Origin of the sequence: Haloterrigena sp. KLK7 (assembly GCF_037914945.1) — an archaeon.
Classification (GTDB): domain Archaea; phylum Halobacteriota; class Halobacteria; order Halobacteriales; family Natrialbaceae; genus Haloterrigena; species Haloterrigena salinisoli.
The window spans coordinates 3,248,852-3,260,951 of record NZ_CP149787.1 but is presented as its reverse complement, the minus strand read 5'-3'; the positions used below and the strand labels follow the sequence as shown (position 1 = coordinate 3,260,951).

Genomic DNA, 12,100 nt, shown 5'->3' with positions numbered 1-12,100 from the left:
TCTCCCGTCTCCGCCGCGGTCTCCCTTCTCTTCGTAGCGCGTCGAACCGACGCGATCACTCGAGGCCGACGAGGTACTCGAGCATCCCGTCCAGATCGGCGTTCGTCACGGCCAGCGAGTAGCCGTCGATACGGGCCAGATCGGCGGCGTGATCCCAGAGTTCCTCCTCCTCGATCCCGTGTAGAACGACCGCGTTGGGCGTCGGATTGACGACTCGCAGGGCGACCAGCGGCGACTCGCCGCGGGAGACGCCCGTGAACACCAGCACGCGGTTCGTGCTCTGCCCGTAGAGCCGGAAGAACTCCTCGCTCGAGAGGCGCGTGATCGCCTGGATGCTGTCGATGACCGTGTGACCGCTGATGCGGTCGGTGCTCCCGGTGGTGATCCGGGTCGCGTCGATGTCGTCGTACAGCTTCGCCAGTGGGATCGAGGTCGCGTACTCTCGCAGGTCGTGGACGACGTCGCTGTCGAAGCCCGCCGAGAGGACCCGCCCGTACTGCCGGATGCGGTCGCCGCCCCGCCGTTCGTCGATCGAGAGCAGCCCGTCGACGAGCCGGCGGACGACGCCGATGCCGGGGCTCTCCCGGCGGCCGCTCTCGTAGTCGGAGATGACCGACGACGAGACGTCCAACTCGGCGGCGAGATCCGTCTGCGAGATATCGAAGTCGGTGCGCCACTTCCGCAGCGTGGCGCCGGGGTCGTCGCTCAGCGTGATTTCCCCGGCGATCTTCTCCGCGAGTTCGCGTTTCGGCCCACGTCCGCCCATACCCGACGGTCGCGTGGTCGACTCAAGTAGCTATTGAAGCCGGCACGTCGCGCGCCCCGGTCGCGGCGGCCCCGATGTCAGGACGGAGAGCGACCGCCGACGGGTCGACTACGCGTTTCGGCCGACGAACGCCGCGTATCCGACGCGCCAGCCGACCAGCAGGAGGAGTCCGAAGCCCGTGATGACCAGCGGGAACGGCCACGCGGCCGTGTCGCCGAAGGCGCCCTGTCGGAGGATCAGGCCGACGTTGGCCGCGCCGAGCCACACGACCGTCGTCAGGCGCACGGTTCGGGGGATCGAGACCGAGACCGAGCGCCTGTAGAGGCCGGCCAGCGCCGCGACGACGAGCCAGCCGATCGCGAACGGGGCGATCGTCTCGAGGGTCTCGAGGGGCTGTTCGATCGGGCTCACGCCGTGACTGAGCTGGCCGTAGACGAGCAGCGCGGCGACCGCGATCACGTCGCCGGCGCCGAGGAGCAGCGTCTCTCGATCGACCGTCTCGGCCCGGTCGTCCGTTCGGACTGCGGTGTCCATACCCGTGTCTCGAGGCCGTGTCCCTATTGCTCTCCCGGTCTGCCGCCGGACCTCGGCGCCGAGCTGTCGGAAAGATATCAAAAGAAAACTAATTAAGGAGGACTACGAAGGCGTCGGTAATGGCTGTGGCCGACGACCGTCAGGCCGGCTGCGAGGGGTGTGGCCGAACGGTGCCGCTCGAGGACCTGACGACGGTGACGATGCCCGACGGCGAGCGGGTCGCGTGCTGTCCCCGCTGTGAGCCACACGCACGCGAGGCCGCACGGAAGTGCTCGTCGCTCGACCAGCGGCGGGCCGCCTGCGACGGCTGTACCGGAACCTATCTCGAGACCGAACTCGAGGACGTCGTCTTGGCGGACGGAACCGTCCTCGCGTGCTGTCCGTCGTGTGCGACGGAGGCGCCGGACGGCGACGACGACACGGCGACCGCGGGCGACGAGGGGAGCGCGGCCACCGATCCCGACGGGGCGGAGACGGACGGCGACGAGTCCCTCTGTATGCAGTGCAACGAGTGGGTCGCCGCCGAACTGTTCCGCGTGACGACCATCGACGATCGGACCGAGCGATTCTGTCCGACCTGCAAGGAGCGCGCCGAGGCGAACGGCATCGTCAAGGACGTCGACATGCGGAAGACGAAAGCCCGGGAAGTGCTCGGCGTCGAGGCGGACGCGACCGACGACGAGCTCAAGACGGCGTTCCACCGACAGGTCAAACGCGCCCATCCCGACCGGGAGAGCGGCAGCAAATCGGCGTTCAAACTGGTCCGTGAGGCCTACGAGCGACTGACTGAAGACGATTGACTCCCCGTTCTCGAGCGGCGCGGCCGGCCGAGCGATCGCGGCATCTCCGTGCCTCACCGCTCGAGGGCCGGGCCGGTTCGATCCGAGACTCGGAGGCGAGAGCCGCGTCTGCGGAGTCGGACGCGAGGTGAAGTTCGTCGTCGTGCACGATTTTAGCCGCGGTAACAGTCCACTCCCGAGACGGCGACCGATAGCCTTCGTGCTGGTTCCGTGATCTGTCGAGACGTCTGATTTTCTGAACTGTCCGTTGTGAGCCGATAAAACTGTATATTTGCCAACTTCCCGTCGTGAACTGACCGGAAACGGCCGTCACGCTAATACGCTTTCGGCGTCCCTCCACGGGAGCGAAAAAATTCCGAAAGTTAAAGTCATGCGATTATGTATACCCGAAGAAGAAGTTCATGACTGATAGTACGATGAACGCAAATTCGGGTGAGGGCGCGCTCGACGTCGGGGGGGCGGATGATCTGTTCGGTGACCTCGAGGAGGAATCGCCCGGGGAGGAGGCCGCCGACGAGGCGGCGACCGGCGAGACGGCTGGGGAGTCGTCGAACGACACGGACGGGGCCGAGACCGTCGAGGATCAGACGGCCGCTGCGGTCTTCGGCCAGCTGCAGGAAACCGTGTCCGACACCGACGACGTCACCGACGTGCTCGAGGACGAGAGTCCGGACGACATCATCGCGAGCGCGGACGAACCGGGGCCGGACGCCGAATCGATCGACGACGAGCTGCTCGTCGACGAAGACGCGCTCGAGGACCTCCTGTTGACCGATCGGACGAAAGACGAGGAGTTCCTCTGGATCGAGACCGACGACGCGGCGAGCGACGACGACGAAACCGACGAGGAATCGGCTGCGGCGGCCGATGCGGACGGTCCCACCGAGACCGATACCGCGGCGGGCGATCTCGACTCGGAGTCGTCGCTACCGGAGTCCGAGGAGTCCGAACCGACGATCGATTCCGACGCCGACTCCGAGTCCGAATCGACGGACGCGCCGACGGACGTCGACGAGTTCTTCGGCGACGAAACCAGCTCATCTGGTTCGGCCGACGACGGCGACGATGCTGACGACGGCGACGCCACGCCGACCGACGACGTCGCGGCATCGGCGGACGCCGAGACGCCGACGGAGTCCACCGGACCCGACGCCGACGACGAAGCAAACGCCACTGAATCGGACGCCGGGGAGACCTCGCCCGCGGTCGACGACAACGCGGACGTTCCCGCGACGACGGACGACGACGGCTCTGGCGGTTTGCTCGGCTGGCTTCGCTCGAAGCTCGGCGGCCTGTTCTAGCCGGTTCGGTCGAGTCGATCGGCCGGTAACACGGCTCCCTCGCCCCCGAAACGGCGTCGCGTCGGATCCGCGACGGCACCGTCCGTTCCGTTCTCGTTGCTCCGTTCGCTGGTCGCTTCGTTCTCAGTACGAGTCGCTCTCGAGTCGATCGCTCCCGGGCCATCGAGCGCTCGTTCGATCGTCGTCGCCCGTAACCGCGCCGTCGCTAGCAGTCCGGATGCCACGCGAGATTCTCCCGGCGGACCGTGTACGGGCGGGCCCCACACTCGGGACAGCCCGTTCCCCCGCGGTCCGTGTCCGGTCGCTCGGGGATCGTATGCGCGGTTCCGCACTCGTCACACACGATTCGGACTGGCATGCGCGAACGGACGGTCGGCTCCCCCAAGGACGTGCTGCCGGGATCTGCGCGTCCCGACGAGCGAGCGGTCGCTCAGCGGGGGAGTGACGGCTCGGTCGACACTCGACGTGAGCGCTCGAAAAAACGGCGATCGGAACTCGAACGCCGACGGTCCTCGAGTCGCGACTCGAGGCCGAGCGCCGAGACCGAACCGGTCGCGACGTTACGCGAGGAACTCTTCGATGTGGTCGGCGACTTCCTCGGGCGTGTCGCCGACGGGGACGCCCGCGTCGTTGAGGGCGCTGATCTTGCTCTCGGCGGTACCGGTCCCGGAACCGGAGACGATGGCGCCGGCGTGGCCCATCCGCTTGCCCGGCGGTGCCGTGCGGCCGGCGATGAAGCCGGCGACCGGCGTGTCGACGTAGTCGTCGATGAACGCGGCGGCCTCCTCCTCGTCCTCGCCGCCGATCTCACCGCACATGACGATGGCGTCGGTATCGGGGTCGTCCTCGAACAGCTCGAGGGCGTCGACGAAGTCGGTGCCGATGATCGGGTCGCCGCCGATACCGATGGCGGTCGTCTGCCCGATACCGCGGTTGGTCAGGCTGTCGACGACCTGGTAGGTCAGTGTCCCCGAGCGGGAGACCAGACCGACGTTCCCCTCGGCGAAGATGTTGCCGGGGAGAATGCCGAGTTTGGCCTCGCCGGGGGTGATGAGCCCCGGACAGTTCGGGCCGATGAGTCGCGTGTCGGTCTCGGAGAGTCGCTTGTTGACGCGGGCCATGTCCTGGGTCGGAATGCCCTCCGTGATCGCGACCGCGAGGTCGAGATCGGCGTCGAGCGACTCGAAGACGGCGTCGCCGGCGAACGCCGGCGGGACGAAGATAACCGAGGTGTCGGCGTTCTCCTCCTCGACGGCCTCGTGGACCGTGTCGTAGACCGGGACGCCCTCGACCTCCTGACCGCCCTTGCCGGGGACCGCGCCGGCCACGACGTTGGTGCCGTACTCCATCATCTGCTGGGCGTGGAACTTGCCTTCCCCGCCGGTGATGCCCTGTACCACGACGCGCGTATCGTCGTCGACTAGAACGCTCATTATTCGTTCACCTCCCCAGCGTACTCGACGGCACGCTGTACCGCGTCCTCGAGGGTCTGCTCGACCGTCACGAGGTCCTCGTTGAGAATTTCCATGCCTTCCTCCCAGTTGGTACCGGCCAGTCGCACGACGACCGGCTTGGGGATCTCGTCGAACTGCTCGAGCGCCTCGTTGATCCCGCGGGCGACCTCGTCGCCGCGCGTGATCCCGCCGAAGATGTTGAAGACGACGCTGTCGACGTTGTCGTCCGAGAACACCATGTCGAGCGCGTTCGCGATGCGCTCGGCCTTCGCGCCGCCACCGACGTCCAGGAAGTTGGCGGGCTCGCCGCCGTAGTGGTCGACGAGGTCGAGCGTCGTCATCACGAGGCCGGCGCCGTTGCCGATGATGCCGACGTTACCGTCCAGACGGACGTAGTCGAAGTCGTACTCGTCGGCCTTCTGCTCGAGTTCGTCGCCGCCCGCGGCCTCCTCTTCCATCTCGGCGAGTTCGGGCTGGCGGAACAGCGCGTCCTCGTCGATGTTCATCACGGCGTCGGCCGCGATGACCTCGTCGTCGCTGGTGACCATCAGCGGGTTGATCTCGGCGTCGGAGCCGTCGCGAGCGTCCCAGAGTTCGTAGAGGGTCATGAGAACGTTCGAGACGTCGCGAGCGACGCTCTGGTCGACCCCCGCGTCGTAGACGGCCTTGCGGGCCTGGTAGGCGTGCATCCCGAAGGAGGGGTCGATGTGTTCGCGCGCGATGGCGTCGGGGTCCTCCTCGGCGACCTCCTCGATGTTGACGCCGCCCTTCGTCGAGACCATCGCGACGGGTTTGCCCTCGCCGCGGTCCATCGTGATCCCCACGTAGAGTTCGTTGACGAAATCGACCGCTTCCTCGACGAGGACGCGATCGACGTGGTAACCCTTGAGATCCATCCCCAGAATCTCGTCGGCCGCCTCGCGCGCTTCGTCCGCGTCCTCGACGAGTTTGATCCCGCCGGCCTTGCCGCGGCCGCCGACCTGTACCTGCGCTTTGATCGCGACTGGATACCCGATCTCCTCGGCCGCGGCGACGGCGCCGTCGACGTCGGAGGCGAGTTCTGATGCCGGCGTCGGGATGCCGGCGTCGGCGAAGACTTGCTTCGCCTGATACTCGTGCAGTTTCATAGCCATTCGAACGGGCGTTCCGACCTTGCTTAAATCCTGTTAGTTTCCACTCGCGACGGAAAATCGATCGATGACCGGAAACTCCAGCGCGTCCGTCCGGGTCGAACGTCTTTCCAGACGACTCCTTTCTGGAGATATTCAACTGGCCTGCGTAAACTGCTTTCCACTCGTCCGAACTCACCGGCACATTCCTGCCTCGAGTACCCGATTTTGTAATTCGATCAATCACCGGCGGACGCGGAGTCGCGGAGCGGCGGAGCGCGTCGGTTCCGGACGCCTCGGTCGGACTACGACGCCGGCGTCTCGAGCCGCGCGATGTCGACGATCAGCACGTTGTCGGTCGGCTGGACGGCGTCGATCACGCCCGCCAGCAGCAGGTCCGTTCCGGAGCCGATCCCGACCGCGATCGCATCTCCCGCGTCGAACGTCTGAACGGACTGCTGGAAGCGGAGCTGTGCGCGACAGCGCTCCGGATGGTGGACGTTCGTAAAGCGGACCTCGTCGACGATCGCGTCGGTGCGCTCGAAGTCGCGGGCCAGGACGCTCGGTTCGGGATCGTCGTCGGGTTGCCGGTCGAGTGCCGAATACGCGGCGTCGGTCGGCCGGTAGCCGCCCTTCGGTCCCTGGACCCCCTCGACCAGATCCAGCTCTCGCAGGTGTCCCATCTGTCGGCGGACGCTCTCGGTCTCGAGGCCGAGCTCCGCCGCGATGGTCTTCGCCTGCACGGGAGCATCGCTCGACTGATACTCGTTGACCAGCGCAGTCACCGCCCGCCGTTGCGCCGTCGTCAACGTAATCTCTGCCATACCGGGAGTAGTCAGCGCCGCTACTTATCCGTACGGTTGTTCGGTACCGGGACGGCACAGAGCAGTTCGTCCCCTCGAGACGCGACGAGTGCTCCTCCTCGAGAGACGTGCGGTCCGGGTCAACACAGCATTCAAACGTCTACCACCCCACGTTTTCCCACGGTCGTGGCCGAATCCGTGAGTAACTCGATCGCATCGCACCGGGCCCGACGCTGGATGTCGTCGCTCCAGTCGGCCCTCCGCCTCTTCGTCCACAGCAATCTCTTCATCTCGCTGTCGACGACCAGCGTCGTCGTCACGACGCTCGTCCTCGCGGGCCTCCCGCTCGAGCCGCTCCCCCTCTTCATCGTCTTCGCGGCCACGCTGTTCGTCTACACCGTCAACCGATTCACCGACCTCGAGGAGGACGAGGAGAACGTGCCGGAGCGGGCCTCGTTCACGAAGCGGTACGGCCGACTGCTGCTCGCCGCGGGCGTCGGACTGTACGTCGCCGCCATCGGCGTCGCCGTCGTCCTCGGGCTTCCCGGCGCGGCCTATCTCCTCCTCCCGCTGGTCGCCGTCCTCCTCTACTCGGTCGGGGGGATCAAGCAGATCTTCCTCGTGAAGAACCTGTTCGTCGGGTTCGCCTGGGGCGTCATTCCGCTCGGCGTCGGCTACTACTACGGCCGGCTCTGGACGCTCGAGATCCTCGCGTTCGCGGTGTATCTGACCGCGATGATCACCGTCGCGGCCGCCATCTTCGACGTCAAGGACATCGAGGGCGACCGTCAGGAGGGGATCGCGACCGTACCCAACCGGTTCGGGACGGCCGCGACCCGTCGCTACTCGCAGGCCGCGAACCTCGCGATCGCCGCGGCCGTCGTCGCCCTCGTCGTCGGGAGCGATCTCGCCCTCGAGTTCCTCTCCGTGCTCGCGATGAACGGCTACGTCGCCTGTTACATTCCCTTCGCGACGCCCGACCGCGGACCGCTGTACTACGGGTTCGTCGTCGACGGCGAGCACGTCTTTCTGGCGGCCGTCGTGGTGGGTCTCGAGTGGCTGGTCTGGTGAGCGGTCGACCGGTCACCGACGCGAACCGGCTCCTCCGGATTTATGAGTCTCCATGGTGTGTGATAACGCTTGTAGCACATGTCCGAACAAACGCGAGAAGGGGAGATGGAGGACTTCCTCATCCTCCGCGACCTGGACGAACCGATCAGCGAAGACGAACTGGAGGCGGCCGGCGAGCAATCCGGGGAGGCGCTGGCGGAACTCCGCGACGAGGGCACCGATATCCGGTGGGTCGAGTCCGAAGTGATGACCGACGAGGACGGCGACGTCACCGGCACGTTCTGTCACTACCGGGCCGAGAGCGAGGACGCGATTCGAGAGCACGCCGATCGCGCCGGACTGCCGGCGACGCGCATCGATCGGCGAGGGGAGCCGCTCGAGGGCGAGTAGCGCGCACCGATCGCGGGAGACCCCATCGGTGACGCGTCCGCACTAATCGTCGCCTTCGTCGTCCGGTTCGGGGTGCGAAATGCGCGTCCGGAACTGGCAAGACACTTACCAGAGGTAGGGGAAGGTACTGTATGGCGAACGCCCCGTCACCGGCGTATCTCGTCGCGACGATCGTCGCGGCGGTCTCGGCCGTCGTTGGAGTGTGGCTCCCGTGGGTTCGGAAGCGTCCGGTCGGCTACAGGGACGGGCGCCCGATCTACACCACAGAATACGTGTCGGGCATGGAGACCGGCCTTCGCGGTATCGACCCGTTCGTCGTTTTGCTCGTCGTGGCCGTCGTCGGCGTCGCCGCACTGTCTCGATACCGAGCGTGGCGACCGGATATCGCACTCGTCGGTGCCGGCGGAGTGGTACTCTGGGTGTTCGGCGCCATCTTTCGGAACTACCGGTCGGTCGAGCGGTATGACGTCGAAATAGGATTGTACCTGCTGCTCGCTAGCGGGTTCCTATTCGTGCTCATCGGCGCGGGTGCACCTCTCAAACGACGCCTGATACCCAGTACGGATCACTGCCGTGACGGGCGAACCGGCTGATTCGGACCTCGGCCGCCGAATCGTCGAACGCGTTCTCGAGGGCGTTCTGCGGAAGCAGATCGCGCTACTAGCCCCCGATCACCGGATCGAAAACGCGGTCGCTGTTCGGGTCGCCTGCGACCGACGACGAGACGCTCAGTCCCGGTCGGCCTCGCTCCAGTCGCAGTCCTGGCACTTCCAGCCAGTGACGAGCTCGGTGACCGACGGCATGTAGGTCACCTCGAGGACGTTGCCGCCGCAGTCCGGACAGTCGCGGTCGGCCTCCTCGATGGAGTCGACCTCCATGACGGAGTCGTCCTCGACCATCTCGGCCAGTTTCTCGGCCGTGACCATTCGCCCCTGAACGACGCGATTCTCGCTCACAGTCGCGCTACCCGGTGTGGCCCCCTAAGCGTTTTCAACGCCGGTCGCGATTCGCGTCCGAATCGGACGATTTAACCCGAAGAGGCGAGAATTCGCCACTGCGTGCGAGGGTAGCCAAGCGGCCAACGGCGGCGGACTCAAGATCCGCTCGTGTAGACGTTCAAGGGTTCGATTCCCTTCCCTCGCATCGCATGCGGTGCGAAAGCACCGGTAAAGATGCGGAAGATCAACACGGAGCGATCTTCCCTCGCAAACTTCTCCGCGCCGCTCGAGTCGACGAGCGACGGATCTCTCCGGCCAGTGGACAGTATGGCACGCTCCTGCACAACAGCCATGTCTATTGGTAACTAATACCACTACATGAACACCCACATTCTCGTGCCGTTCGACGGGTCGCTGCCGGCCCGTCACGCGCTGGAACACGCGCTCGAGAACTTCCCCGAGGCGGAGATCACCGTCCTGACGGTGATCGACGAAATCGGATATTCGACCAAATACGCGGCCGCCGAAGAGACGGGGCAGTTGTTCGCCAGTGCGAAGCAGCGGCTGGAAACCGCCGACGCGATCGCCGACGAGTACGGCGTCTCGATCGACTGCGTCGCCGATATCGGACCGACGTGCGAGACGATCACCGAGTACGCCGAGGACGCCGACGTCGATCACGTCGTTATCGGCACGCACGGTCGAACGGGACTCTCCCGAATCATCGTCGGGAGCGTCGCCGAAACCGTTATTCGACAGAGTCCGTCCCCCGTCACGGCCGTCAAGTAGCGGGTCGGCGTTCGGGTTTCGAGTCGCTGGGCTGTCGCGTCGCCGCCGTCCCGAAGCGACTCGAGAGTCGTCCCCACGCTGCTCCCGATCGACGGTCCCACGCGTCGCGACTGGCGTCTGACTTCCACTCCCAACGGACCCACGGGTATATACGTTCGAGGGTCGACTGTACGGACGACCGAAAGACGCGCTGTCTTTCACACACTGCGTCGAGGCCGGGAACGAGAGCGTCGTTCGCGCCCGCCGACGGAGTCGCACGGCAGTCGAATTCGACTACCGCATCTGTGACAGGCCGCTATGATCGGCGTTTCCTATGGAAATCGAAATCGCAACAATTGGCGGCTACGAGGAAGTCGGGCGGCAGATGACCGCGGTCCGGGCCGGCGACGACATCGTCATCTTCGACATGGGGCTGAACCTGTCGAAGGTGCTGATCCACGACAACCTCCGCACCGAAGGAATGCACAGCCTGGATCTGATCGATATGGGTGCGATCCCCGACGATCGGATCATGAGCGACCTCGAGGGCGACGTGAAGGCCATCGTGCCGACCCACGGCCATCTCGACCACATCGGCGCCATCTCCAAGTTGGCCCACCGGTACGACGCGCCGGTCGTCGCGACGCCGTTCACGATCGAACTCGTCAAGGGCGAACTCGCCGACGAACAGAAGTTCGACAGCGGGAACGATCTCGTGAAGATGGACGCCGGCGAGACGATGTCGATCGGCGACAGCGGCGAGGTCGAACTCGAGTTCGTCAACGTCACGCACTCGATCATCGACGCGATCAACCCGGTCCTCCACACGCCCGAGGGCGCGGTCGTCTACGGGCTGGACAAGCGGATGGACCACACGCCCGTCATCGGCGATCCGATCGACATGAAGCGGTTCCGCGAGATCGGCCGCGAGGGCGAGGGCGTCCTCTGTTACATCGAGGACTGCACCAACGCGAACAAGAAGGGACGCACCCAGTCCGAGAACGTCGCCCGGGAACACCTCCGGGACGTCCTCTACAGCATGGAGGACTACGACGGCGGCATCGTCGCCACCACCTTCTCGAGTCACATCTCGCGCGTGACGAGCCTCGTCGAGTTCGCCAAGGACATCGGCCGTCAACCCGTCCTGCTGGGCCGCTCGATGGAACAGTATTCGGGCACCGCCGAACGGATGGGCTTCGCCGACTTCCCGGACGACCTCGGGATGTTCGGCCACCGAAACTCCGTCGACCGCACGTTCGAGCGCATCATGAACGAGGGGAAGGAGGACTACCTGCCCGTCGTCACCGGCCACCAGGGCGAGCCCCGCGCGATGCTCACCCGGATGGGCCGCGGCGAGACTCCCTACGAACTGGGCGACGGCGACAAGGTCGTCTTCTCGGCCGGGATCATTCCGGAGCCGACCAACGAGGGCCAGCGCTACCAGGCCGAGAAACTGCTCGGGATGCAGGGCGCGCGGATCTACTCCGACATCCACGTCTCGGGTCACCTCCGCCAGGAGGGCCACTACGAGATGCTGGAGGCGCTCCAGCCCCAGCACGTCATCCCCGCCCACCAGAACATGAAGGGGTTCTCGGGGTACGTCGATCTCGCCTCGAACCAGGGGTACAAACTCGGACGCGACCTGCACGTCACGTCTAACGGAAACATCATCCAGATCACCTGATCGCGGCCGCCGCGCTTTTGCGCGCAATCCGTTCGTCAGTCTCTCGAGACGCGCACGCGCTCGAGCGACGCGGCTCCCCTCCCTCGCGTATGTAAACCTGACGTTCTACCGGCTATCGATAGGCACAATGGCCCTTTAAATTCGAGTACTCGCGTCTCGAGAGCGTCTTCTCCGTCGGTCGTACTGGCCGTATCACTTACCAGGTGGAGGCGTCAATCGGGACGGCAATGGGTGAGAGAGCCGAAATCGTCGAGCTGGTCGGAAGCTCGACCGAATCGTGGGAGGACGCCGTACAGAACGCGATGGACGCCGCCGACGAGACGATCGAACACGTCAGCGGGGTCGAGATCGAGTCGAAGTTGACCGATCACGAGGGCAGGGAGACCGAACGGTACGTGGTCACGCTCGAGGCCTCACTCGTCCCGTCGGACCGCTGAAAGCGCCGTCGGCCGGTCGCTCGATGTCGCCGTGCGCCGCCGTCT

At 65.7% G+C, this 12,100-nt stretch carries 15 protein-coding genes and 1 tRNA gene; 9 read left to right on the top strand and 7 right to left on the bottom strand.

What is annotated here, in order from left to right:
- Positions 1 to 55 precede the first annotated feature (55 nt).
- Together WD430_RS16145 and WD430_RS16140 are read right to left on the bottom strand one after the other, a co-directional pair.
- Positions 56 to 766 carry a helix-turn-helix domain-containing protein gene (locus WD430_RS16145; protein ID WP_339103446.1) on the bottom strand — a complete coding sequence of 237 codons (711 nt, stop codon included), beginning with the start codon at positions 764 to 766 and terminating at the stop codon, positions 56 to 58.
- 108 nt (positions 767 to 874) lie between these two features.
- Positions 875 to 1,300 (bottom strand): DUF3054 domain-containing protein, encoded by a 426-nt coding sequence (locus WD430_RS16140; protein WP_339103445.1) that lies wholly within the window; start codon positions 1,298 to 1,300, stop codon positions 875 to 877.
- Between the two features lie 119 nt (positions 1,301 to 1,419).
- On the opposite strand from WD430_RS16140, the gene WD430_RS16135 reads away from it, so the two are divergent.
- Both WD430_RS16135 and WD430_RS16130 read left to right on the top strand, forming a co-directional pair.
- Positions 1,420 to 2,100 (top strand): J domain-containing protein, encoded by a 681-nt coding sequence (locus tag WD430_RS16135; protein ID WP_339103444.1) that lies wholly within the window; start codon positions 1,420 to 1,422, stop codon positions 2,098 to 2,100.
- A 401-nt stretch (positions 2,101 to 2,501) separates the two neighbouring features.
- On the top strand, positions 2,502 to 3,401 hold the full coding sequence (locus WD430_RS16130) for a hypothetical protein (protein ID WP_339103443.1): 900 nt from the start codon (positions 2,502 to 2,504) through the stop codon (positions 3,399 to 3,401).
- Positions 3,402 to 3,606: 205 nt separating this feature from the next.
- On the opposite strand, the gene WD430_RS16125 is transcribed toward WD430_RS16130, so the two are convergent.
- The 4 genes from WD430_RS16125 to WD430_RS16110 form a co-directional block, all read right to left on the bottom strand.
- Positions 3,607 to 3,759, bottom strand: coding sequence for a hypothetical protein (locus tag WD430_RS16125; protein ID WP_339103442.1), 153 nt, complete (start codon positions 3,757 to 3,759; stop codon positions 3,607 to 3,609).
- Between the two features lie 202 nt (positions 3,760 to 3,961).
- Positions 3,962 to 4,834 (bottom strand): succinate--CoA ligase subunit alpha, encoded by an 873-nt coding sequence (gene sucD, locus WD430_RS16120; protein ID WP_339103441.1) that lies wholly within the window; start codon positions 4,832 to 4,834, stop codon positions 3,962 to 3,964.
- Positions 4,834 to 5,982 carry an ADP-forming succinate--CoA ligase subunit beta gene (gene sucC, locus WD430_RS16115; protein WP_339103440.1) on the bottom strand — a complete coding sequence of 383 codons (1,149 nt, stop codon included), beginning with the start codon at positions 5,980 to 5,982 and terminating at the stop codon, positions 4,834 to 4,836. The genes sucD and sucC overlap by 1 nt, the downstream gene beginning before the upstream one ends.
- Before the next feature lie 287 nt (positions 5,983 to 6,269).
- Positions 6,270 to 6,788, bottom strand: coding sequence for an Rrf2 family transcriptional regulator (locus tag WD430_RS16110; RefSeq protein ID WP_339103439.1), 519 nt, complete (start codon positions 6,786 to 6,788; stop codon positions 6,270 to 6,272).
- A 216-nt stretch (positions 6,789 to 7,004) separates the two neighbouring features.
- Here WD430_RS16110 and WD430_RS16105 point away from each other — a divergent pair, with 216 nt between their 5' ends.
- The 3 genes from WD430_RS16105 (at position 7,005) to WD430_RS16095 (ending at position 8,821) form a co-directional block, all read left to right on the top strand.
- Positions 7,005 to 7,838 carry a UbiA family prenyltransferase gene (locus WD430_RS16105; protein ID WP_339103438.1) on the top strand — a complete coding sequence of 278 codons (834 nt, stop codon included), beginning with the start codon at positions 7,005 to 7,007 and terminating at the stop codon, positions 7,836 to 7,838.
- A gap of 78 nt (positions 7,839 to 7,916) precedes the next feature.
- Positions 7,917 to 8,228, top strand: coding sequence for a DUF4242 domain-containing protein (locus WD430_RS16100; RefSeq protein ID WP_339103437.1), 312 nt, complete (start codon positions 7,917 to 7,919; stop codon positions 8,226 to 8,228).
- A 131-nt stretch (positions 8,229 to 8,359) separates the two neighbouring features.
- Complete coding sequence (locus tag WD430_RS16095) at positions 8,360 to 8,821, top strand: hypothetical protein (protein ID WP_339103436.1); 462 nt, start codon at positions 8,360 to 8,362, stop codon at positions 8,819 to 8,821.
- A gap of 135 nt (positions 8,822 to 8,956) precedes the next feature.
- Here the strand turns inward: WD430_RS16095 and WD430_RS16090 are convergent, their stop codons facing one another.
- Positions 8,957 to 9,184 carry a DUF5795 family protein gene (locus WD430_RS16090; protein ID WP_339103435.1) on the bottom strand — a complete coding sequence of 76 codons (228 nt, stop codon included), beginning with the start codon at positions 9,182 to 9,184 and terminating at the stop codon, positions 8,957 to 8,959.
- Positions 9,185 to 9,288: 104 nt separating this feature from the next.
- Between WD430_RS16090 and WD430_RS16085 the strand changes: the two genes are divergently transcribed.
- The 4 genes from WD430_RS16085 (at position 9,289) to WD430_RS16070 (ending at position 12,055) form a co-directional block, all read left to right on the top strand.
- A tRNA-Leu gene (locus WD430_RS16085) sits at positions 9,289 to 9,371 on the top strand.
- A gap of 173 nt (positions 9,372 to 9,544) precedes the next feature.
- Entirely contained in the window at positions 9,545 to 9,955 is a 411-nt protein-coding gene (locus WD430_RS16080) for a universal stress protein (RefSeq protein ID WP_339103434.1), read from the top strand.
- A gap of 313 nt (positions 9,956 to 10,268) precedes the next feature.
- Positions 10,269 to 11,618, top strand: a complete 1,350-nt coding sequence (locus WD430_RS16075) for a ribonuclease J (protein WP_339103433.1) — start codon at positions 10,269 to 10,271, stop codon at positions 11,616 to 11,618.
- Positions 11,619 to 11,845: 227 nt separating this feature from the next.
- Positions 11,846 to 12,055: a dodecin family protein gene (locus tag WD430_RS16070; RefSeq protein WP_339103432.1), complete on the top strand. Its 210-nt coding sequence runs from the start codon at positions 11,846 to 11,848 to the stop codon at positions 12,053 to 12,055.
- Positions 12,056 to 12,100: the final 45 nt, after the last annotated feature.

Coding starts and splice junctions, on each gene's coding strand:
- WD430_RS16145 (WP_339103446.1), bottom strand. CDS start 766: ATGGGCGGACGTGGGCCGAAACGCGAACTCGCGGAGAAGATCGCCGGG.
- WD430_RS16140 (WP_339103445.1), bottom strand. CDS start 1,300: ATGGACACCGCAGTCCGAACGGACGACCGGGCCGAGACGGTCGATCGA.
- WD430_RS16135 (WP_339103444.1), top strand. CDS start 1,420: ATGGCTGTGGCCGACGACCGTCAGGCCGGCTGCGAGGGGTGTGGCCGA.
- WD430_RS16130 (WP_339103443.1), top strand. CDS start 2,502: ATGACTGATAGTACGATGAACGCAAATTCGGGTGAGGGCGCGCTCGAC.
- WD430_RS16125 (WP_339103442.1), bottom strand. CDS start 3,759: ATGCCAGTCCGAATCGTGTGTGACGAGTGCGGAACCGCGCATACGATC.
- sucD (WP_339103441.1), bottom strand. CDS start 4,834: ATGAGCGTTCTAGTCGACGACGATACGCGCGTCGTGGTACAGGGCATC.
- sucC (WP_339103440.1), bottom strand. CDS start 5,982: ATGAAACTGCACGAGTATCAGGCGAAGCAAGTCTTCGCCGACGCCGGC.
- WD430_RS16110 (WP_339103439.1), bottom strand. CDS start 6,788: ATGGCAGAGATTACGTTGACGACGGCGCAACGGCGGGCGGTGACTGCG.
- WD430_RS16105 (WP_339103438.1), top strand. CDS start 7,005: ATGTCGTCGCTCCAGTCGGCCCTCCGCCTCTTCGTCCACAGCAATCTC.
- WD430_RS16100 (WP_339103437.1), top strand. CDS start 7,917: ATGTCCGAACAAACGCGAGAAGGGGAGATGGAGGACTTCCTCATCCTC.
- WD430_RS16095 (WP_339103436.1), top strand. CDS start 8,360: ATGGCGAACGCCCCGTCACCGGCGTATCTCGTCGCGACGATCGTCGCG.
- WD430_RS16080 (WP_339103434.1), top strand. CDS start 9,545: ATGAACACCCACATTCTCGTGCCGTTCGACGGGTCGCTGCCGGCCCGT.
- WD430_RS16075 (WP_339103433.1), top strand. CDS start 10,269: ATGGAAATCGAAATCGCAACAATTGGCGGCTACGAGGAAGTCGGGCGG.
- WD430_RS16070 (WP_339103432.1), top strand. CDS start 11,846: ATGGGTGAGAGAGCCGAAATCGTCGAGCTGGTCGGAAGCTCGACCGAA.